The organism is Pararobbsia alpina (genome assembly GCF_965118125.1).
GTDB classification, from domain to species: Bacteria; Pseudomonadota; Gammaproteobacteria; order Burkholderiales; family Burkholderiaceae; genus Pararobbsia; species Pararobbsia alpina_A.
In genome coordinates this window covers 3,100,834-3,120,611 of record NZ_OZ221287.1, presented here as the reverse complement: position 1 = coordinate 3,120,611, position 19,778 = coordinate 3,100,834, and the positions used below count along the sequence as shown (strand labels likewise).

18 protein-coding genes are annotated in these 19,778 nt (G+C 62.9%); 8 read left to right on the top strand and 10 right to left on the bottom strand.

The genetic code is table 11. The features are described from left to right. Nucleotides 1-9: 9 nt before the first annotated feature. The 5 genes from fdhE to ACMFWR_RS13490 all read right to left on the bottom strand — a co-directional run bounded on the left by fdhE (nucleotide 10) and on the right by ACMFWR_RS13490 (nucleotide 6,629). Nucleotides 10-1,044, bottom strand: a complete 1,035-nt coding sequence (fdhE, locus tag ACMFWR_RS13510; protein ID WP_413192157.1) for a formate dehydrogenase accessory protein FdhE — start codon at nucleotides 1,042-1,044, stop codon at nucleotides 10-12. A gap of 274 nt (nucleotides 1,045-1,318) precedes the next feature. Continuing rightward, entirely contained in the window at nucleotides 1,319-1,978 is a 660-nt protein-coding gene (locus tag ACMFWR_RS13505) for a formate dehydrogenase subunit gamma (RefSeq protein WP_413194889.1), read from the bottom strand. 64 nt (nucleotides 1,979-2,042) lie between these two features. After that, on the bottom strand, nucleotides 2,043-2,996 hold the full coding sequence (gene fdxH, locus ACMFWR_RS13500) for a formate dehydrogenase subunit beta (protein ID WP_413192156.1): 954 nt from the start codon (nucleotides 2,994-2,996) through the stop codon (nucleotides 2,043-2,045). A 10-nt stretch (nucleotides 2,997-3,006) separates the two neighbouring features. After that, nucleotides 3,007-6,078, bottom strand: a complete 3,072-nt coding sequence (fdnG, locus tag ACMFWR_RS13495) for a formate dehydrogenase-N subunit alpha (RefSeq protein WP_413192155.1) — start codon at nucleotides 6,076-6,078, stop codon at nucleotides 3,007-3,009. Nucleotides 6,079-6,152: 74 nt separating this feature from the next. Continuing rightward, entirely contained in the window at nucleotides 6,153-6,629 is a 477-nt protein-coding gene (locus ACMFWR_RS13490) for an Lrp/AsnC family transcriptional regulator (RefSeq protein ID WP_413192154.1), read from the bottom strand. A gap of 115 nt (nucleotides 6,630-6,744) precedes the next feature. Here ACMFWR_RS13490 and ACMFWR_RS13485 point away from each other — a divergent pair, with 115 nt between their 5' ends. Next, on the top strand, nucleotides 6,745-7,374 hold the full coding sequence (locus tag ACMFWR_RS13485) for a LysE/ArgO family amino acid transporter (protein ID WP_413192153.1): 630 nt from the start codon (nucleotides 6,745-6,747) through the stop codon (nucleotides 7,372-7,374). Between the two features lie 21 nt (nucleotides 7,375-7,395). On the opposite strand, the gene ACMFWR_RS13480 is transcribed toward ACMFWR_RS13485, so the two are convergent. The 4 genes from ACMFWR_RS13480 to ACMFWR_RS13465 form a co-directional block, all read right to left on the bottom strand. Further along, nucleotides 7,396-8,319 (bottom strand): TonB family protein, encoded by a 924-nt coding sequence (locus ACMFWR_RS13480; protein ID WP_413192152.1) that lies wholly within the window; start codon nucleotides 8,317-8,319, stop codon nucleotides 7,396-7,398. 10 nt (nucleotides 8,320-8,329) lie between these two features. Further along, nucleotides 8,330-8,731, bottom strand: coding sequence for an ExbD/TolR family protein (locus ACMFWR_RS13475; protein ID WP_413192151.1), 402 nt, complete (start codon nucleotides 8,729-8,731; stop codon nucleotides 8,330-8,332). Further along, nucleotides 8,728-9,399 (bottom strand): MotA/TolQ/ExbB proton channel family protein, encoded by a 672-nt coding sequence (locus ACMFWR_RS13470; RefSeq protein ID WP_413192150.1) that lies wholly within the window; start codon nucleotides 9,397-9,399, stop codon nucleotides 8,728-8,730. The genes ACMFWR_RS13475 and ACMFWR_RS13470 overlap by 4 nt, the downstream gene beginning before the upstream one ends. Before the next feature lie 140 nt (nucleotides 9,400-9,539). Beyond that, nucleotides 9,540-11,756 carry a TonB-dependent receptor gene (locus ACMFWR_RS13465; RefSeq protein ID WP_413192149.1) on the bottom strand — a complete coding sequence of 739 codons (2,217 nt, stop codon included), beginning with the start codon at nucleotides 11,754-11,756 and terminating at the stop codon, nucleotides 9,540-9,542. 255 nt (nucleotides 11,757-12,011) lie between these two features. On the opposite strand from ACMFWR_RS13465, the gene ACMFWR_RS13460 reads away from it, so the two are divergent. From ACMFWR_RS13460 to rbsD, 7 genes are all read left to right on the top strand, one after another. Continuing rightward, the gene (locus ACMFWR_RS13460; RefSeq protein ID WP_413192148.1) at nucleotides 12,012-12,536 is read left to right on the top strand and encodes a MaoC family dehydratase; all 525 of its coding nucleotides are present in this window, start codon (nucleotides 12,012-12,014) and stop codon (nucleotides 12,534-12,536) included. 501 nt (nucleotides 12,537-13,037) lie between these two features. Then, nucleotides 13,038-13,991 (top strand): sugar ABC transporter substrate-binding protein, encoded by a 954-nt coding sequence (locus ACMFWR_RS13455; protein ID WP_413192147.1) that lies wholly within the window; start codon nucleotides 13,038-13,040, stop codon nucleotides 13,989-13,991. Between the two features lie 227 nt (nucleotides 13,992-14,218). Then, a complete protein-coding gene (locus ACMFWR_RS13450; RefSeq protein WP_413192146.1) occupies nucleotides 14,219-15,790 on the top strand; it encodes a sugar ABC transporter ATP-binding protein in 1,572 nt (523 codons plus the stop codon). After that, nucleotides 15,787-16,797: an ABC transporter permease gene (locus ACMFWR_RS13445; protein ID WP_413192145.1), complete on the top strand. Its 1,011-nt coding sequence runs from the start codon at nucleotides 15,787-15,789 to the stop codon at nucleotides 16,795-16,797. The genes ACMFWR_RS13450 and ACMFWR_RS13445 overlap by 4 nt, the downstream gene beginning before the upstream one ends. Nucleotides 16,798-16,888: 91 nt before the next feature. Then, nucleotides 16,889-17,932, top strand: a complete 1,044-nt coding sequence (locus ACMFWR_RS13440; RefSeq protein ID WP_413192144.1) for a LacI family DNA-binding transcriptional regulator — start codon at nucleotides 16,889-16,891, stop codon at nucleotides 17,930-17,932. Nucleotides 17,933-17,991: 59 nt separating this feature from the next. Continuing rightward, nucleotides 17,992-18,876 (top strand): ribokinase, encoded by an 885-nt coding sequence (gene rbsK / locus ACMFWR_RS13435; protein ID WP_413192143.1) that lies wholly within the window; start codon nucleotides 17,992-17,994, stop codon nucleotides 18,874-18,876. A 112-nt stretch (nucleotides 18,877-18,988) separates the two neighbouring features. Next, the gene (gene rbsD / locus ACMFWR_RS13430; protein ID WP_413192142.1) at nucleotides 18,989-19,387 is read left to right on the top strand and encodes a D-ribose pyranase; all 399 of its coding nucleotides are present in this window, start codon (nucleotides 18,989-18,991) and stop codon (nucleotides 19,385-19,387) included. A gap of 132 nt (nucleotides 19,388-19,519) precedes the next feature. Here the strand turns inward: rbsD and ACMFWR_RS13425 are convergent, their stop codons facing one another. Next, entirely contained in the window at nucleotides 19,520-19,720 is a 201-nt protein-coding gene (locus tag ACMFWR_RS13425; RefSeq protein WP_413192141.1) for a hypothetical protein, read from the bottom strand. Nucleotides 19,721-19,778: the final 58 nt, after the last annotated feature.

The following is a 19,778-nucleotide window of genomic DNA, read 5'->3' as shown; positions in this document are numbered from 1 at the left end:
CGTCGGCCCTTATTTGTCGGAAGCGTCAACGTCCTCGACCCGGGATGGCCACAGGAACGGATGCGGATTAGGCCGTGAATACCCGGCGTCGTTCATCATGAGGTCGAGCGTCAGGCTCGCAAGATCGTCGGCGAAGGGTTCGGCCTCGGGCGCCTTGTCCTGTGCAAAGATCTTGAGGTAGCTGTGGCACTCGTCGCACGATTCGGCGCGCGTTGCACTGACCCGGTTGCCGGGATTCATCGTTGCTTTGCCAATGTCGATCGGCGAACCGTCGGGCGCAGCCTTGTCCTGGCTGAGCTCAAGACTTCGGTAGGCAATGCCTTTGGTCGATTCGCAATGCGCACATTTGACGCGCACAAAATGAAACTCGGTTGCGCACAGACTGCATTGCAGATATCGATAGCCTTCGTGTACCCCGCCGATTCGGACAATGCTCGCGACCGGCGGAGAGCCGCAGGCCGGACAGAGGCCAGGTGTGTCGAGATACGGCAGTTCCGTGGTTTCGAGCGCGCACGCCCGATGCGTCCAGATAACCTGAAGTGCGGCATGGATGAACGGTGCGACGGCGATATCCACGACGTCGAGATCACGATCGAGGACGGCTGCGGCCTGACGATCGAGGTCGGCCGCGGACATCGCGTCGATCCGATCCAGCAGAGGTGTGATGCCGGACAACGCCGGGGCGAGCGCTGCGTCCGCTTTGACGGCCTTGCGAACATGCGCGACTAACGTTTGCAGTGTGTCACGCCATCCTTCATCGAGCGTTGCGGACACCGCAGGCACGACCGGCATGCCATGGGCCAGGGCGAGTTCGAGCGAATCGCGGTCAAGGTCCGCCGGCCCGGCTTGCGCAAGCATGGCGTGCTGTGCGTCGACGACAACAGCCATCAGCTTGAGGTACCCGGAGATCGTGTTGTCACGCGCGAGTGCCCGCAGACGCCGGGCCCGATCCGCAAAGACCGATGGCCGCTCGGGCAGACGGATACGTGGGAGTGCCGATGCGTCGAGGGCCGAGATTTCGCCGGGTTCGAGAATTTTTGGCATGACTACCGTATCGCCCAATGGAGGTCGATGGGACGCGTCTGTCGCGGTCGCGCGGGCAGCGGGTGCGCCACGCGGTTCACCGCACTGTACGACAACCATCGGCGCTTTGCCATCGGGGAGCGGGAGGCGCGATTTGTCGCGCTTAGGTCGCGCTCAGGTCGCGCTTCGGTCGCGCCGCGTCGACCGGTGCGCCGTCGCTCGTCCGCGCGGCCAGGGTGCCTGGGGCGATGCCGGAGAACGTCGTCGCGGCGCACAGGCGCCGGGCGACGCGTGCTCAACGTGGCCGCCGGTCGGCCCGGATCACTTCACGGAACCAGCGCGGATGGTGCTTGCGCGCCCAGCCGAGCGTGACCGTGCCGCGCACCATCGCGCCAATGGACCCTTTGATCCAGAGGGCGGCGTAGATGTGGACGATGATGCTCATGATGAGTACAAACGCCGCCACCGCGTGCACGAGCGCGGCAAGCCGGATGATCTCGATCGGGAAATAGAACGAGAAATACCGGCGCCAGATGACGATGCCGCTGAGGATCAGCAGGATCATGCAGCCGACGAGCGCCACGAACAGCATTTTCTGGCCCGCGTTGTATCGGCCGATCTCGGGCAGATTCTCTTCGCGGTTGTTGAGGACGTCGTCGATCTGTCGCAGCCATTGCCAGTCTTCGCGGTCCATCAGGTTGTGATGCCAGAAACGCAGCGCCAGCAGCCCGAAGGACACGAACATGACGAGACCGATAAACGGATGCAGGATCCGCATCCACTGGCCGCCACCGAACAGCGCGGAAAGCCAGAACATCGCGGGGTGAAACATCGCAAGTCCGGACAGCGCCAGCAGCACAAAACTGATCGCCGTAATCCAGTGATTGCTTCGATCGTTGGGCGTGTAGCGAACGATCAGATCCTCGCCTTCGAGCGAGGCGCCCGGCAGGATCATTTCATCTTCGATGGGCGCGTGGGTCGTGTGGGCACGGCGGCGTTTGCCCGGGTTGGTCAGATGATCAGACATCGCTGCGCTCCTCATCGAGTCCCTGGCGGCGGTCGGCCTCACGCGCACGCATGCGCGTGACTTCGTCCCGGGCTTCGAGCTCGTCGTCCATCGATACTTCGTTCGGGCCGATCCGCGTGTAATGGAAGAAGCCGCCGAGCGCCGCGAGCGCGAGGCCCGCGAGTGCAATCGGCTTGGCGATGCCCTTCCAGAGCCGCACCATCGGACTGATGCGCGGATTGTCGGGCAGGCCGTGATACAGGCTTGGCTGGTCGGCATGGTGCAGCACGTACATCACATGCGTGCCGCCCACACCGGCCGGATCGTAAAGCCCGGCATTCGCGAATCCGCGTTCCTTGAGGTCTTCGATGCGGTCCGCCGCCTGCTGCTTCATATCGACTTTGGTGCCGAACATGATGGCGCCGGTCGGGCACGTCTTGACGCAAGCAGGTTCCTGCCCGACGGCAACCCGATCCGAGCACAGCGTGCACTTGTACACGCGATGGTCTTTCTTCGAGATCCGCGGGACATTGAACGGGCAGCCTGCAATGCAGTAACCGCAACCGATACAGTTCTCTTCGTGGAAATCGACGATCCCGTTCGTGTACTGGATGATTGCGCCCGGCGAAGGGCAGGCCTTGAGGCAACCCGGGTCCTCGCAATGCATGCAGCCGTCCTTGCGGATCAGCCATTCGAGGTCGCCCTTGGGGTTCTCGTATTCGGCAAAGCGCATGACCGTCCACGAGTGCTCGGAGAGGTCGCGGGGATTGTCGTAGATGCCCGTCGTCGTGCCGACTTCGTCGCGCAGATCGTTCCATTCCATGCAGGCCGTCTGACACGCCTTGCAGCCGATGCACTTCGAAACGTCGATCAGTTTGGCGACGGTGCCGGTCGCGGGCTCGCGTATCTGCGTCTCGGGCACCGTGGTGGCCGACATGCGTTTGACATCGAGCGATTGCAATGCCATGACGGTCTCCTTAGGCCTTTTCGACTTTGACGAGGAACGACTTGAACTCGGGTGTCTGCGTATTCGCATCGCCGACGGGAGGCGTCAGCGTATTGGCGAGATAGCCGGGTTTAGTCAGGCCCTTGAAGCCCCAGTGCAGCGGAATGCCGACGGTCTGCACCTTTTTGCCTTCGATCATCAGCGGCTTGATGCGTTTGGTGACGACCGCCACCGCGACGATGTGTCCGCGGCTCGATGACACTTTCACGCGGTCGCCCGCCACGACGCCGACCTCCCTGGCGAGATCCTCGCCGATTTCGACGAACTGTTCGGGCTGCACGATGGCGTTGAGGCGCGCGTGCTTCGTCCAGTAGTGGAAGTGTTCGGTCAGCCGATACGTCGTTGCCGTATGAGGGTAGTCCGCGGCCTTGCCGAGTCCGGCCTTGTCGGCCGGGAAGATTCGCGCCGCGGGGTTGTTCGTCGCAAGCGGATTCTTCGGGTGCATCGGGTTGTAGCCGAGCGGCGTTTCAAACGGCTCGTAGTGCTCGGGGAACGGACCTTCTGCCAAGCCATCGCGCGCAAAGAAACGCGCCACGCCCTCGGCATTCATGATGAACGGACCCATGCCGTTTTCGGGCGGCTCGTCCGCCTTGTAGTCGGGGATGTCGGCCCCGGTCCACGCCTTGCCGTTCCACGCGATCAGCTTGCGCTTCGGGTCGAACGGCTTGCCGCTCGGGTCGCATGACGCGCGGTTGTACAACACGCGGCGGTTGGCCGGCCATGCCCAGGCCCAGTTCAGCGTCTGTCCGATGCCGGTCGGGTCGCTGTTGTCACGCCGGCCCATCTGGTTGCCGGCTTCGGTCCACGCGCCGCAGAAGATCCAGCAGCCGCTCGCTGTCGAACCGTCGTCCTTAAGCTGTGCAAAGCCCGAGAGCTGGGCGCCCGACTTGACGAGCACCTTCGACGCATCGTTCGGGTCAGTCTGGTCGGCAAGGGCCTTGCCGTTGTACTCCTTCGCAAGTTCTTCAGGCGTGGGGCTCAACGGGTTGGCGTATTGCCACGTCAGATTCAGGATCGGATCGGGGAATTTACCGCCGTCCTTCTGGTACATCGTGCGCATCCGCGTAAAGATCTCAGCCATGATCTCGAGATCGCTGCGCGACTCGCCCGGGCCATCGGCACCTTGCCAGTGCCACTGGAGCACGCGGCTCGAACTCACGAGCGAGCCGAATTCTTCAGCAAAGCAGGTCGTCGGCAGGCGGAACACCTCGGTCTGGATGTCGGCCGACTTGACGTCGTTGAACTCGCCGTAATTCATCCAGAACTCGGAGGTCTCGGTCGCAAGCGGATCCATGATCACGAGCCACTTGAGGTTCGACAGCGCCTTGATGTTCTTGGCCTTGTCGGAAACGGCAGCCAGCGGATTGAAGCCCTGCGCGATATAGCCGTTCATCTTGCCCTGCGTCATGAGTTCCATGGCGTAGAGCACGTCGTACAGCTTGTCGTACTTGGGCAGGTAGTCATATGCCCAATTGTTGTCGGCGGTTGCGTGGTCGCCCCACCAGCTTTTCATCAGGCTCACGTGGAAGGCCTTGTAATTCTTCCAGTAGCTGAGCTGGTTCGGACGCAAGGGCTGCGGCGCGCGCTTCTTGATGAACGCGTCGAAATCCTGCTCCTTGTCGAGCGCGAGCGTCATATAGCCGGGCAGGGAGTTCGACAGCAGCCCCAGGTCAGTGAGGCCCTGGATGTTCGAGTGCCCGCGCAGCGCGTTCATGCCGCCGCCGGCCGCGCCGATATTGCCGAGCAGCAATTGCACGAGCGCACCGGTGCGAAGCATCTGTGCGCCGACGGAGTGTTGCGTCCAGCCGAGCGCGTACAGAATCGTCGACACGCGGTCGGGCGTTGAGCAACTCGCGAGCGTTTCACAGACGACGAGGAATTTCTCCTTGGGCGTGCCGCAGATCTTCTCGACGACCTCAGGCGTGTAGCGCGAATAGTGCGCTTTCGACATCTGATAGACGCAACGCGGATCCTGCAGGGTCGGGTCGACCTTGGCGAAACCGTCGTCACCGATCTCGTAGTCCCATGTGCTCTTGTCGGCGTATGTATGCTTGTCGGCGTCGTAGCCCGAGTAGATGCCGTCGTTGAACGCGAAATCCGACCGCACAATGAAGCTCATGTCCGTGTAGTTGCGGACGTACTCGTGCTGGATCTTGTCGTTCGTCAGCAGGTAATTGATGACGCCGCTCAGGAATGCGATGTCCGTGCCCGTGCGGATGGGCGCGTAGAAATCGGCGACCGATGCGGTACGGGTAAAACGCGGATCGACGACGATGAGCTTCGCCTTGCGGTGCGCCTTCGCTTCGACGACCCATTTGAATCCACATGGGTGCGCCTCGGCCGAATTGCCGCCCATCACAAGAATCACGTCGGCATTCTTGATGTCGACCCAGTGATTCGTCATCGCTCCACGGCCAAACGTCGGGGCAAGACCTGCCACCGTCGGGCCGTGTCAGACACGCGCCTGGTTGTCGAACGGCAGCATCCCCATGCTGCGAATCGTTTTGTGGGTCAGGTAACCGACTTCGTTGCTACCGGCCGATGCGGCGAGCATGCCGGTGCTGAGCCAGCGGTTGACGGTCTGGCCGGCGTCGTTCTTTTCGATGAAGTTCGCGTCGCGGTCGGCCTTCATCTTCTTCGCGATGCGGTCGAGCGCGTCATCCCAGGTGATGCGCTGCCACTTGTCGGAGCCGGGCGCGCGGTATTCGGGGTAGAGCAAGCGGCTCGGGCTGTGAACGAAGTCGAGCAGGCTCGCACCCTTCGGGCACAGCGTGCCGCGATTGACGGGGTGATCGGGGTCGCCCTCGATATGCATGATGCTCGTCTTGGCGTTCTTTGCATGGTCACCGAGGCTGTACATCAGGATCCCGCACCCGACAGAGCAGTAGGGGCAGGTATTACGCGTCTCGGTCATGCGCGCCAGTTTGTATTGCCTGACTTCCGCTACCGCGGGTTCCGGCGAAAAGCCCATCAACGCAAGGCTGGAGCCGGCTAGCGTGGTAGCGGACACTTTCAGGAACTGGCGTCGGTTCATGGTACCCATGGTGACGAGCCTCGCTGAATGCGTTCTATTGAGGGGACATCCAATCCAGTATATGCATAGTGCGCAATGTTTGCTCACCGACCTCGCTTTGCGAGGCGTGCGTTTCGCATGTCGGCCGAAGGCTGGCGCAGCGGCCGCGCGGGAATCGTCGTCGACATGACGATCGACGTGCGCGTTTCTCCATAGATATTGATGCGCGCAATCAGCTGTTCGAGATGCTCGACGCTCGTCGCGATGAGCTTCATCACATACGAGTCGGCCCCCGTGACGTGAAAGCATTCAAGGACCTCAGGGATACCCTCGAGAAACTTCGTAAAGCGCGCCTTGGCGGGTTGCGGAACGGTGATGCCGATCAGCGCGGTCACGCCGTAACCTGCTTCGCGCGGATTCACGCGCGCAACGACGCCCGATATCACGCCGTCTTCCTCGAGCTTGCGGACTCGCTCCGTCACGGCGGGCACCGACAGGCCAACCTGCCTGGCGAGTGCGGTCATCGTCGCGCGTCCGTCGAGCTGGAGGGCATCGAGCAATTGCCAATCGATACGATCCATGTCCATCAACTGTCCTTGTTTAGTTTTTAAGGTGATATGGGATTTTTACTTTAATAAACCCGTTTCCGCCAGGTATTGAACGCTCTACGATCGGAGCATTCGGAGTGAGGACGGGATGCTATTTCTGAACGCGTGGGTGATCGGGTTTTGTATTGCCGCGCCGGTCGGTCCGATCGGCATGTTGTGCATTCATCGCAGCCTGAGCGGGGGTTTTGCGCCCGGGCTCGCGACAGGGCTGGGCGCGGCGTGCGCCGACGCGGTCTATGGCTTGCTTGGGGCGATCGGCGTCGCGGGCATCGTGATGGGGTTCCCGATGTTCACGATGGCATTGCAGATCGGCGGAGGATTGTTCCTGTTGTGGCTCGCTCGTGCGATGTTCCGGATGCATGCGCAAACCGATGCGCCCCGTGCCGCCGCGGTCAGCGTGCCGCGCGCGTTTGCCACGACGTTTGCGCTGACGCTATCCAATCCGACGACGATCCTGTCGTTTATCGCGATGTTCGCGGCGCTTGGCGCGAGCGTCGCGGCATCGCAGGGTCCGAGATGGGTGGCGCCTTCGACGATGGTTGCCGGCGTGTTTGCCGGTTCGGCGTGCTGGTGGCTCGTACTCAGCGGCGTCAGCGCCGGGCTCGGCTCACGCATTCCGGACGACTGGATTCCGAAGGTGGCAAGGCTCTCGGCGTGCGTTGTCGCTGTGATGGGTCTCGTGCAGGTCGTCGGCGGCGTGAAGCATTGGATGTCGTGACCGACACGGCACCGCCGCGGTTCATTGCACGTTGAAATGCACGCGCAAATCGATGGTGGTCTCGACGGCGTGGCCGCCTTCGGTTGCGGGGGCGAAGCGCCACTGTCGGAGGCTCGTCAGCAGCAGGCGGTTGAGCGTCGGGTTTCGTGTCGGCTCAATCAGGCTCACATCGCAATGGCCGTCCGCGTGCACGACGAAGCGTGCCAGTGCAATGGCCGTGAACGCCTCTTCGCGCGCTTCGTCCGGGACATCTGGCAGCGGCTGGTAGATCGCCCGTGCAGTGCTGCTCCCTGCCTGGTGGTCGGTATTCGACGCCGATGAATTCGACGATGCGTTTGCGGTTGCTTCGGAAGACCCATCGCGCTTCGATGTCGCGTCTGCGTGCGTTTCGGAAGATGCGTCGTGCGAAGGCGGTGATAGGGCGGATGGCGGCGCAGGAACGGGAGCCGCCTGTGCCGGCGCGGGTGCCGGTGGTGGGGACTCACGTTCGCGGCGTGAGTCCCCACGGTCCGTGTGTGTGGAAGCCTTCGCAGGCGATGGCGATGGCGATGGCGATGGCGATGGCGATGGCGCGGCAGAGCGCGGCGCTGGCGATCGATTCGTCGGGCTGTGTCGTGCCGTGGCCGTCTCTGCGGTTTCGGCGGGCGACGTTTCATGCAGCGGCGTCGCGACCGGCGGTGCGTCGACGATCTGAATCGGCACGACGTCCGTCGTAGGCGCATGGGCCGACGGAAGATCCCCGAAAGCGATGAGCAGCGCGATGAGGCCCGATGCCCAGACGAAGACGCCGAGCACGGCGGCACCGCGTCCGAGGCGTGTGTCTTGCGGTGTCGTTTGACGGGGGGCTGTCGTTTCCCGCGGTGGTGCCGTCGGCGGCATCGCCGTTGCTGCCACGCGGTCAGTTCTCGTCTTTCGCCGGCCGATGTCGGTTCCAGCGTGCTCCATCGTCCGCTCGTTATCCTTCATGCCGGATCACGATCAACAACGCGCGCGCACCCGCGTTTTGCGCGGCGAGCATCGCGCGCGTCACTGTGCCTTGTGTTGCCTTGTCGTCGGCTGCGACGATGACCTTGCGATCGTCGTGCAGCTGTTGCCGGACTGCATTGCCGACATCGGCAAGCGCGACCGCGTGCCCGCCGACTTCGATATGGTCCTGCCGGTCGATGCTCAGCGTCAGCGGGGCGGCCGAGGGTAGCGGCGCGGTCTTGCCGTCGGGCAAGGCGATCGGGAGGGCGTCGAGGCGCTGCATCGACAGCGACGCGAGCAGGTAGGTCGCGAGCAAGAAGAACATCACATCGATCATCGGAATGATCTCGATGCGTCCCCGGCGCGAGCGGCGCGCGCGTTTGAGCTTCATAGGGCGGTGTTCAACGTGTGCACCGACGCGGTGGCCCCGTCGTCGATCGAGTCCGATTCGCGTTCGCGACGGAGATTCGCGAGTAACTGTGCGCCAAGCGATTGCATTTCATCGAGTGTCGCATCGACGCGCTGGGTCAGCGCATTGAACGCAATCAGTGAGCACACGGCAATCACAAGACCGATCGCCGTGGCGATCAGCGCCTGCGCGACACCGCCGCTGACGCCCGATGGATTGACAACCCCGTTGGCGCCGATCAGGCGGAACGCTTCCATCATGCCCGTGACGGTGCCGAACAGGCCGACGAGGGGTGCCGCTGTGACGATCGTGTCGAGCAGCCAGAGTCCCCGATTCAGTGACTTCTCGATACGCGTCGCGCCGGACTCGAGCTGAACTTCGAGCCACCACAGTGGCGCACTGTGCAGCCCGCCGTTGGCGATAACCGGAGCCAGCCAGTCGCGCGCGGCATGGCGTGCCGGCAACGTGGCGAGGCAAGCCTCGACGCCCTGCGCGGCGACGACGCTTAGCTTCGATGCGCCTTGCCACAGGACGAGCGATCGCTCGGCAATCAGTCCGAACGCGGCTGCGCCGAGCACGGCCAGCGGCACGAGCACCCAGCCTACCGCGTGCGCGGCGCTCACTACCGCTTGAGACGAAAACAGATCCATCAGTCAATCCTCCTGCGTTGAATCGCGCGAGCGAGTCGTCGCGCTTGCCGTCGATACCGATCTCGCGCGACGGTGACGCGTGCCCGTTGTCCCGGACTCCTCCGCGTCAGCCGCCGTCTCCGGCATAAAGGGGGCACGTGTCAGAACGGCTTCGACAAGCCCGCATAGAACGCGCGATGCGGTCCGAATTGCGGCGCACCGACCCCGATGCCCGACCCGTCGCGAAGTTCATACACGCGGTCGAACAGGTTCAGCACGACAAAGCGCGCCGTGAACGGGCCAAAGTAGGGCGCATTGAATTTCTGCACGACGCCCAGATTGACCTGCGCATAGAAAGGCAGGCTGTCGGTGTTCGCGAAGCCCGAACGCAGGCCGCTGCCGAACAACATGTCCGCAGTGAATGTCGTGCGCTGCCACGTGTAGGACGCACCGGCCGACCCCGTCCACGACTGGTCATGGTCGAGGTTCACATAGTGCGTCGCGATATACGCGAGCTCGTCGGCGCCGAAGTTGAACTGGGCACTATCGATGTCCGTGCCCTGGGCGTGGCTATAGGCGAGGTTCAGATACGCCGAGAACGTTTCGTCGTGATAGTTCGCCGTCAGTTCGGCGCCCACGACGCGGCCCTTCGCGTAATTGAACGGCGAGAAGATCAGCGCCGAGCCAAACTGACCTTCGTCGAGCAGATCGGTCGACTTCTTGTAGTACGCATCGAGGCCGACGGTGATGTGCGGTCCGAACTGCTGCTGGATGCCGGCATCGAAATAGTGCGAACGCTCCGGCTTGACCATGTCGTTCTGCGTGACTTCGGTCTGGTTCGTTGTGCCCTGGAACTGGTTGACGGTGCCGCCGTTGACGAGCTCGAATGCGGGCGGCGTGAAATAGCGCGCATACCCTGCATGCACCTTGGTCGTCGGCGTGAGGTCGTAGACGAGGCCGATGCGCGGGCTCAACTGACTCGCCGTGACGTACTCATCCATGCGGTCATACCGCAAGCCGTAGTTGATCGTCAGGCGATCGAAGGGCTTCCATTCATCCTGGACGTAGAGGCTGTAGAGATAACCGGTTTTACCGCTCTCGCTCGACGTCGTGAAAGGCACATCGCTGAGCTGATTGCCGTCCGCATCCGCCGCGAACACGCTGACCGAGTCCTGGAAGGTCGCATGCTCCTGCTGCACGAAGCCGCCGAAACGCAGGGTATGCGTGGGCGTGAGCCGATAGGTGAAGTCGGACTGGATGCCGCTTGCGACATTGTTGTGATAGTCCTGCGACGCCACACCGTTAAAGATGAGGTCGCCTACCGGATCGGGGTTGAACTGCGTGCGCGTATAGCGCGTGAACAGGGCGACCTGATAGTCGAGTGCGTCGCCGTTCGTGCCTTGCAACGCGACTGCGGCGAACTCGTTGAGCTCGTACTGGTTCTCGTTGAGGTTGGCCGAATCGAAAGTCGGATGCCCTGCAAGGGAGAATTGCGGATCGAGCCCCGGCGTGTTGGGCAGCTCAAAGCGCGCCGAGCTGGCACCGAACATCACGCTGACCCGCGTCAACGGGTTGAGCAGATAGGACAGATAGCCGAAGCCGGAACGCTGGCGCGTGAAGTCGTGCAGGGGCGAGCCATTCGACGTCGGTGCTTCGATGCCGAGGTTGTTCTGGTCAAGCGAGCCTGTGAAGAAGTAGGTCAGGGCGCCTTGCGTGCCATAGACCGTCGCGTCGTAGTCGAGGGTGCCGTGACTGCCGCCGTAGACGCCGACTTCGCCGCCGTTGCTCGTCGGGCTCTTGGTCTTGATATCGATGATGCCCGCCGTCCGGTAGCCGTACTGCGCGGGCAATGCGCCCGTCAACAGGCTCACCGAGTCGACGATATGCGTGTCGAGCGCCTGGCCGAAACCGCTGATGGCCTCCGGAATGATGATGCCGTCGATCCGGTACTCGAGGTCGGCGTGGTCGCCGCGTACGTGCAGTTGCCCGAAAGAGTCCTGCACCACGCCCGGGGCTTGAAGCAGCACCTGGTTCAGCGGCGTGTCCTGTCCGGCAGGCAGCGTCTGAATGGCTTTCTGGTCGATCGTGTAGACGCTGCTCCCGGTCTCCGGCTGAAGTCCGTTACGTGCCTTGTCGAGACGTGCGGCATTGACGTTCACATCGAGCGTGGACGCGGCGCCTTGTGCCGCGCCCGAGGCGCTTGCGCCACCCGTGCCGGCTGTCGTGCCCGATGTTGCGGAAGGCGCGGGAGTGTCAGTCGCCGGGGCATCGGTTGCCGCGCCCGCCGTCGAGGTCTGAGCGAAGGCTGCGAGAGGGAGGGCGGCACTAAGGGAGACAAGCAGGGCAACGGCACGGCTGATGGGCGTGAGTGTGCGCATGGTGTTATTGGATTGAGTTGCGTCGAGGTCGGCGACGCGTAGTGTTATAACGTAACGAATAAGGAGCGTTACTGTATAACAATAAAATTCAAATGCAAGCGCGTCGTTGGGCGCATCTGACAGTGGCACGGGATCGTTCAATCGAACGCCCGTGCACTTTTTGGGGTGGCAGGCAATCCCGGAATGTCCCGTCGTGCAGGGTTGCCGAAGTCTTGCGATGCTGAGGCAGTGGGTACAACCGAGTGTGAGGCTCCCGTGCGCGAGATCGCTTTCGAAGACATCCCGACGCTGGTCGGGCAGGAACTGGCCGTCACCGAGTGGCAGACGATCACGCAGTCGCAGGTCGATCTGTTCGCGCAGGCGACCGGCGATCATCAATGGATCCACGTCGATGTCGAACGCGCGAAGCGCGAGTCGCCATTCGGCGGCCCGGTCGCGCACGGTTTTCTGACGCTGTCGCTGCTGCCGATGCTGCTTGGCAACTCGGTTCGCGTGACGGGTGCGGTGATGGGCGTCAACTACGGCCTGAATCGCGTGCGATTTACGGCGCCGGTGCCGGTCGGTAGCGCGGTGCGCGGGCGCGTCGCCATCAAATCTGCCGATCGCCTCGACCCAGCCGACACGCTGACCGGAGGGCCCGGCTGGCAATTCGTCTGGAGCGTGACGATCGAGCTGCAGGGTTTCGAGCGACCGGCCTGCGTAGCGGAGATGGTGTCGCGCAGCCTTGCCGCTCCGGTCGACGCGTCGGTGGTGGTGCCGTCAACGACGCCGGTTCGCTGAACCTCGTTTCAACCCGCTTCGCGCCATACATCGTGTAGGGGGCAAATGTTTCCTGAACGCCGACCGGACGTGTCGGCGTGTGTGTTTTTTTCGCTCAAAAATCGGTCATCTCCGCTAGGGAAAACACCTAGCGCGCACACGCCGCATTCCTTATTTCCCACTCTGTGCACATTTGCGGGTAACACGCGCTCAGCGCCGCCCTGCGGGCGATTGGGCAATCGGCTAGTGTCGTGAATCGCGTTGCAGTGACGAAGGTTTCTGATGCACTGCAAAACGTCACGCGATTGACATCGCATACGGTTCGCAAGATCATCCGTTTCGCAAACGTTTGCGATATTTTTGGTGTTCCGTACTCCCGTTATACGACTGTCTATGGGTGTTAACGTGCATCACGGATGTCGCATTACGGGGGGCGCAAGGCCGACAAGAAGCCGGCCAGCGAGTGGAGTTCTCTGCCAGGAAGCCCACCGCACCGTATTCAACACACTCAGGAGACGTTCCATGAAGCAAATCATTCGCCGCCGCATCCTCGCCGCCGGTGTTGCACTGGCTGCTGCCTCGATGCTGCCGCTCGGCGCGCAAGCACAAGATCACAAGCCGAAGGTCGCACTGGTCATGAAGTCGCTGGCCAACGAGTTCTTCCTGACGATGGAAGACGGCGCGAAGGATTACCAGAAGCAGCATCCGGCTGACTTCGACCTGATCAGCAACGGTATCAAGAACGAAACCGACACGAGCGCGCAGATCCGCATCGTCGAGCAAATGATCGTGTCGAAGGTCGATGCCATCGTGATCGCACCGGCTGACTCGAAGGCCATGGTTCCCGTGATCAAGAAGGCGATCGACGCAGGCATCATCGTCGTGAACATCGACAACCGCCTCGACCCGGACGTCGTGAAGTCGAAGGACATCAAGGTGCCGTTCGTGGGCCCGGACAACCGCAAGGGCGCGAAGCTGGTGGGCGACTACCTGGCCAAGCAACTGAAGGCAGGCGACGAAGTCGGCATTATCGAAGGCGTGTCGACGACGACCAATGCCCAGCAGCGTACGGCGGGCTTCAAGGACGCGATGACGGCGGTCGGCGCGAAGATCGACTCGGTGCAGTCGGGTGAATGGGAAATCGACAAGGGCAACGCCATCGCATCGGCGATGCTCAACGAGTACCCGAACATCAAGGCACTGCTCGCCGGTAACGACAACATGGCCATCGGCGCCGTGTCGGCCGTTCGCGCTGCAGGCCGTGCAGGCAAGGTCCAGGTCGTCGGTTACGACAACATCGCCGCTATCAAGCCGATGCTGGCTGACGGTCGCGTGCTCGCTACGGCTGACCAGTTCGCCGCAAAGCAAGCCGTGTTCGGTATCGATACGGCTCTGAAAGCGCTGAAGGACCACAAGAAGCAAAGCGACCTGCAAGACATCGTGGAAACGCCGGTTGAGCTCGTGACGAAGAAGTAAGTATCGGCTTCTGTAACAGATTGCCGGATGGCTCGCCTGCTGCCTCGTGCAGCAGGCGATCTTCAAAGTCTGTTGCAAGCAATGTCGTAAGGCATGTTGCAAAGCGGTTTTGCATGACCCGCAGTGTGTAGTCAAAGCAGGACACAAAACGGTTCGACCCGAACCCGGCCACACCGCGCCACACGACGCGACGGCCATGGGCAGCGGGCAACAAGGAAGGAGAGGGCATGACAGCAGTTGCACAGACGCCCGCCGCACAGCAGCCGGGCACGGCGGTGCTGACGGTCACCGGCATTGGCAAGACGTACGCCGAGCCGGTGCTGGCGGGTGTCGACCTCGAGCTGATTCCCGGCGAGGTCCTCGCACTGACAGGCGAGAACGGCGCGGGCAAGAGCACGTTGTCGAAGATCATCGGCGGCCTGGTGACGCCGACGCATGGCACGATGACGTATCGCGGCCGGCCTTATGCGCCGGTGAGCCGCACCGATGCCGAAACACAAGGCGTGCGCATGGTGATGCAGGAACTCAACCTGCTGCCGACGCTGACGATCGCCGAAAACCTGTTCCTCAATCAATTGCCCCGCGTCAGGGGCCTGGGCTGGATCTCGCGCAACAAGCTGCGCGAAGATGCGCGCCTGGCGATGGCGCGCGTGGGCCTGGATTCGCTCGACCCCGACACCCCCGTCGAAGCACTCGGCATCGGCCACCAGCAGATGGTGGAAATCGCGCGCAATCTGATTGGCGATTGCCGCGTGCTGATTCTCGACGAGCCGACCGCGATGCTCACGGGCCGCGAAGTCGACTTGCTGTTCGAGCAGGTCGAGCGGCTCAAGCGCGAAGGCGTGTCGATCATCTACATTTCCCACCGGCTCGAGGAGCTTGCACGCATCTCGAACCGGATCGCTGTGTTGCGCGACGGCAAGCTCGTGAGCGTCGGCAAGATGGCCGACTACACGACGGACCGCATCGTCACGCAGATGGTCGGCCGCGATATCGGCGAATCGATCGATCTCGGCGAGCGCAAGATCGGCGCGCCGATGTTCCGCGTCGACAAGCTCACGCGCGGTCATGTCGTGCAGGACGTGTCGTTCGAAGTGCGCAGCGGCGAGATCTTCGGCATCAGCGGCCTGATCGGCGCGGGCCGCACGGAACTCATGCGCATGATCTTCGGCGCGGACCCGACCGACAGCGGCACGGTGTCGCTCGGCAACCCGCCGGTGCCGCTCAAGATCAAGTCGCCTGCCGACGCCGTCGAGCAGGGCATCGCGCTGATCACGGAAGACCGCAAGGGCGAAGGCCTGCTGCTGACGCAGTCGATCGGCGCGAACCTTGCGCTCGGCAACTTCGGTGTCGTGTCGCGCATGGGCATCATGGACGGCGGCCGCGAAGAGGCGCTATCGCATCGCCAGATCGGCGCGATGCGCATCCGCTCGTCGAGCTGGCAGCAACCGGTGGGCGAACTGTCCGGCGGCAATCAGCAGAAGGTCGTGATCGGCCGCTGGCTCGAGCACGATTGCGAAGTGCTGCTGTTCGACGAACCGACGCGCGGCATCGACGTCGGCGCCAAGTTCGATATCTACGGCCTGCTCGGCGCCGAATCGCGCAAGGGCAAGGCGATTGTCGTCGTCTCGAGCGACCTGCGCGAACTCATGCTGATCTGCGACCGGATCGGCGTGATGTCGGCCGGCAAGCTTGTCCAGACTTTCAAGCGTGACGAATGGACGCAAGACAGCCTGCTGGCTGCGGCGTTCTCGGGCTACGCGAAGCGTGAAGAACTACTGACCAGAGAAACACCATGAACACTTCCTCGAACAAGCCGACCGATACGACGACGCCCGCACCGGCGCGCTCGGTCAATGCCGGCACGCGCATGGGGCTCAACAGCTACCTGGGTCTCGCGGGCGCACTGATCGCGATGATCGCGCTGTTCTCGGTACTCAGCTCGCACTTCCTGACGTACGACACGTTCATCACGATCGCGAACCAGATTCCCGATCTGGTCGTGATGGCGGTGGGCATGACCTTCGTGCTGATCATCGCCGGCATCGACTTGTCGGTGGGCTCGGTGCTTGCACTCGCCGCATCGGCGGTCAGCGTCGCGTCGCTCCAGTGGCACCTGAACCCGATCGTCTCGGGCCTGTTCGGCCTGGTGATTGCCGCGCTCGCGGGTGCATTGACCGGTGGCGTGACCGTCGGCTGGAAGATCCCGTCGTTCATCGTGTCGCTTGGCGTGCTCGAAATGGCGCGCGGCTTCGCGTACCAGCTCACGAACTCGCGCACGTCGTACATCGGCGATGCGTTCGACTGGCTGGCCAACCCGATCGCGGTCGGTATCTCACCGGCGTTCGTGATCGCCGTGGTCGTGATGATCGTGGCACAGCTTGTGCTCACGCGCACCGTGTTCGGCCGCTACCTGATCGGCATCGGCACGAACGAAGAGGCGGTGCGCCTCGCCGGTATCGATCCGCGTCCGTACAAGGTCATCGTGTTTGCCCTGATGGGCGCGCTCTCGGGTCTTGCTGCACTGTTCCAGGTGTCGCGCCTGGAAGCGGCGGATCCGAACGCCGGCGCGGGCGCCGAGCTCCAGGTCATCGCAGCCGTGGTGATCGGCGGCACGAGCCTGATGGGCGGCCGCGGTTCGGTGATCAGCACCTTCTTTGGCGTATTGATCATTTCGGTGCTTGCCGCCGGCCTCGCACAGATCGGCGCGAACGAACCGACCAAGCGGATCATCACGGGTGCCGTGATCGTCGTCGCCGTCGTGCTGGATACGTATCGCAGTCAGCGCGCAAAGCGCCGCGCGTGATGGACCGCAAGACGTTGCGTGGCGCGACGTCGTGCGATATGCAGCGGTGATTTTTTAACGCATCGAACAAGAACAAGAGGTCAGCGAAACCATGTCGACCATCAAGGACGTTGCCGCACTCGCGGGCGTGTCGTACACGACGGTGTCTCACGTCGTGAACAATTCGCGCCCGGTCAGTGACGACAAGCGTACCCGCGTGCTCGCCGCGATCGCCGAACTCAACTATGTGCCGTCCGCCGTGGCCCGTTCGCTCAAGGCCAAGGCGACGGCGACGATCGGCCTGATCGTGCCGAACAACACGAACCCGTACTTCGCTGAAATTGCGCGCGGGATCGAGGGGCACTTCCGGCGTAACGGTTATTGCGTGTTTCTTTGCAATTCCGATAACGACATCGAGACGCAGCGCGAGTATCTGCGCGTGCTTCACGAAAAGCGGATCGACGGTCTGATCGTGGCCTCCGCGGGCGACGACAGCAAGGTCGCAACCGCGCTCAACCATGCGGGTGTTCCGGTGGTGATCGTAGATCGTCCGATCGCGGGCCTGCGTGCCGATCTCGTGCAGATCGACCACGAAGCGGGCACCGCGATGGCGACGCGTCATCTGATCGAACTTGGTCACCGGCGCATCGGCTGCATCGCCGGCCCGTCGACGACTGCCGTCAGCGTGATGCGCGTCGCGGGGTTCAGGCAGGCGATGGCCGAGCATGACCTCGAAGTGCCACCCGGCGCGATCGTCGCGGGCGATTTCTCGAGCCCCGGCGGCTATGCTGCCGCAGCGGCGTTGTTCGACACGCTCGCGCCGACCGCAATCGTCTCGGGCAATGATCTGATGGGCATCGGCGCGCTGCGCGCAGCGGCAGAGCGTGGCATCCGCGTGCCGGACGATTGCTCGATTGTCGGGTTCGACGATGTCGAACTCAGCCGTTATGTGTATCCGTCGTTGACGACGGTCGGGCAAGCTATCCTGCGCCTGGGCGAGACGGCGGCGAGCGCGCTGCTCGATCGCATCAGTGGCGCGGTCACGGGACCGATGCGCAAGATCACGATCGAGCCGCGTCTGCTGGTTCGCGAGTCGAGCGCGCCGCCCGCCGGGACGGCTTACACATCCAACCTCTCCAATCAACAAAAGGTATAGCAGTGGAAGCGCAAAATGGTCGACGGCAAGGCCGTGTCGCAGTAATCGGCAGCCTCAATATGGACCTCGTGGTTCGCTCGCCGCGCATGCCGCAGCCGGGCGAAACGCTGGTCGGTCAGACATTCGCGCAGGTGCCCGGTGGCAAGGGCGGCAACCAGGCTGTGGCAGCCGCACGGCTTGGCGCGCGCGTTTCCATGATTGGTCGCATCGGGCATGACGGCAACGGCGCCCAGCTCAAGCAAGGCCTCGAGGACGAGGGCATCGATTGCACGGGCGTGTCAACGGACGAGGCGTTGCCGACCGGTGTTGCGTTGATCATCGTTGACGACGCAAGCCAGAATTCGATCGTGATCGTGGCCGGCAGCAACGGCGCATTGACGCCCGCGTTGATCGCGGAGCGCGAGGGCAGGATTGCGGATGCGGATGTCGCCGTGTTCCAGCTTGAAACGCCGAGCGACACCGTGCTGGCCGCAATGCAGACCGCGCGTCGCCATGGCCGCACGGTCGTGCTCAATCCGGCGCCGGTGACGAGCCCCTTGCCCAAGGGCTGGCTCGAAGCGACGGATTTTGTGATTCCGAACGAGATCGAAGCCGCGGCGCTGTCGGGCGTCAAGGTCGACACGCCGGATGCCGCGCGTCGTGCCGCTTGTGTGCTGCGCGAGCAGGGCGCCCGCAACGTCATCATCACGCTGGGCAGTCAGGGCGTGTTCGTGCTCGGTGAGCACGACGCAACCGATGGTGGCACGCATTATCCGGCCCGCAAGGTCAATGCCGTCGATACGACGGCTGCGGGCGACACGTTTGTCGGTGGTTTCTCGGCGACGCTTGCCTCGGGGCGCAGCGTCGACGAGGCGGTGCGCTTCGGCCTCGCCGCAGCGGCCCTGTCGGTCACGCGCGCCGGTGCGCAGCCGTCGATCCCGCATCTGAGCGAAGTCACGATCTGACGTCGCTCGTCCTCGGGCGAGAGCCCAATCTGTCCCGCCAAGGGACTTCCCGGTGTCTTCGGCACGCACCTGTCGGTGCGCCGCCGGAGCACGCATTACAAGAAGCGCTGCAATGAAGAAAACGCGTTTGCTCCATGCCGATCTGTCACGTCTTGTCGCGACACTCGGTCATGGCGATATGGTGCTCGTCACCGATGCCGGCATGCCGGCGCCGCACGATGAGCCTGTTGAAGTGATTGATCTTGCCCTGACACCGGGTATTCCGGGCATTGCGTCAACGATCGAGGTGTTGTTGTCGGAGATGCAGGTCGAATCGCATATCGTGGCCAGCGAAACCCTCGAACGCGGGGATGCATGGTTCAGCGCGCTGCCGCTCGACGTGATCGGCCCGCGTAGCGTGGTGACGCATCAGGAACTGAAGGCACTCTCGCGTCGTGCGCGTGCCGTGGTGCGTACCGGCGAATGCACACCCTATGCCAATGTGATGCTCGTGTCGGGCGTGACGTTCTGAAGAAACGGAAAATCCGCTACGCCGGATCGGCGCAGCGGACCGGCTCATCGCAAGGATGGGCCGTGACAACACCCCGGATCGGTGCGCTGTCAGTGACCGTCGCGACGTGTGACGTACGCGACGATATCCTCATCAATGACCGCGATACAGGTCGTTGTGAGCGGCCGTGATATGCGATTCAACGTAGTGATAGAAGCGGTGATGCTGAGCCGACGATGCCTGCTGGCTGGTTTGTTGCTGAGCTTGATTGTCTTGTGACGATTGTGCGAAAGCGCCCACCGAAGCAGCGGAAAGAACAACAGCAGCGGCGATCGAAAGAATACGTGCGTTCATGATGACACCTCTTTGTCTGGCTTGATTCGCGAGTCCCGGAGTGGGCTTCGAGCGAGTC

Coding starts and splice junctions, on each gene's coding strand:
- ACMFWR_RS13425 (WP_413192141.1), bottom strand. CDS start 19,720: ATGAACGCACGTATTCTTTCGATCGCCGCTGCTGTTGTTCTTTCCGCT.
- fdhE (WP_413192157.1), bottom strand. CDS start 1,044: ATGCCAAAAATTCTCGAACCCGGCGAAATCTCGGCCCTCGACGCATCG.
- ACMFWR_RS13490 (WP_413192154.1), bottom strand. CDS start 6,629: ATGGATCGTATCGATTGGCAATTGCTCGATGCCCTCCAGCTCGACGGA.
- rbsK (WP_413192143.1), top strand. CDS start 17,992: ATGGACCTCGTGGTTCGCTCGCCGCGCATGCCGCAGCCGGGCGAAACG.
- ACMFWR_RS13475 (WP_413192151.1), bottom strand. CDS start 8,731: ATGAAGCTCAAACGCGCGCGCCGCTCGCGCCGGGGACGCATCGAGATC.
- ACMFWR_RS13485 (WP_413192153.1), top strand. CDS start 6,745: ATGCTATTTCTGAACGCGTGGGTGATCGGGTTTTGTATTGCCGCGCCG.
- ACMFWR_RS13440 (WP_413192144.1), top strand. CDS start 16,889: ATGTCGACCATCAAGGACGTTGCCGCACTCGCGGGCGTGTCGTACACG.
- ACMFWR_RS13480 (WP_413192152.1), bottom strand. CDS start 8,319: ATGGAGCACGCTGGAACCGACATCGGCCGGCGAAAGACGAGAACTGAC.
- ACMFWR_RS13470 (WP_413192150.1), bottom strand. CDS start 9,399: ATGGATCTGTTTTCGTCTCAAGCGGTAGTGAGCGCCGCGCACGCGGTA.
- ACMFWR_RS13450 (WP_413192146.1), top strand. CDS start 14,219: ATGACAGCAGTTGCACAGACGCCCGCCGCACAGCAGCCGGGCACGGCG.
- ACMFWR_RS13455 (WP_413192147.1), top strand. CDS start 13,038: ATGAAGCAAATCATTCGCCGCCGCATCCTCGCCGCCGGTGTTGCACTG.
- ACMFWR_RS13445 (WP_413192145.1), top strand. CDS start 15,787: ATGAACACTTCCTCGAACAAGCCGACCGATACGACGACGCCCGCACCG.
- rbsD (WP_413192142.1), top strand. CDS start 18,989: ATGAAGAAAACGCGTTTGCTCCATGCCGATCTGTCACGTCTTGTCGCG.
- ACMFWR_RS13465 (WP_413192149.1), bottom strand. CDS start 11,756: ATGCGCACACTCACGCCCATCAGCCGTGCCGTTGCCCTGCTTGTCTCC.
- fdxH (WP_413192156.1), bottom strand. CDS start 2,996: ATGGCATTGCAATCGCTCGATGTCAAACGCATGTCGGCCACCACGGTG.
- ACMFWR_RS13505 (WP_413194889.1), bottom strand. CDS start 1,978: ATGATCCTGCCGGGCGCCTCGCTCGAAGGCGAGGATCTGATCGTTCGC.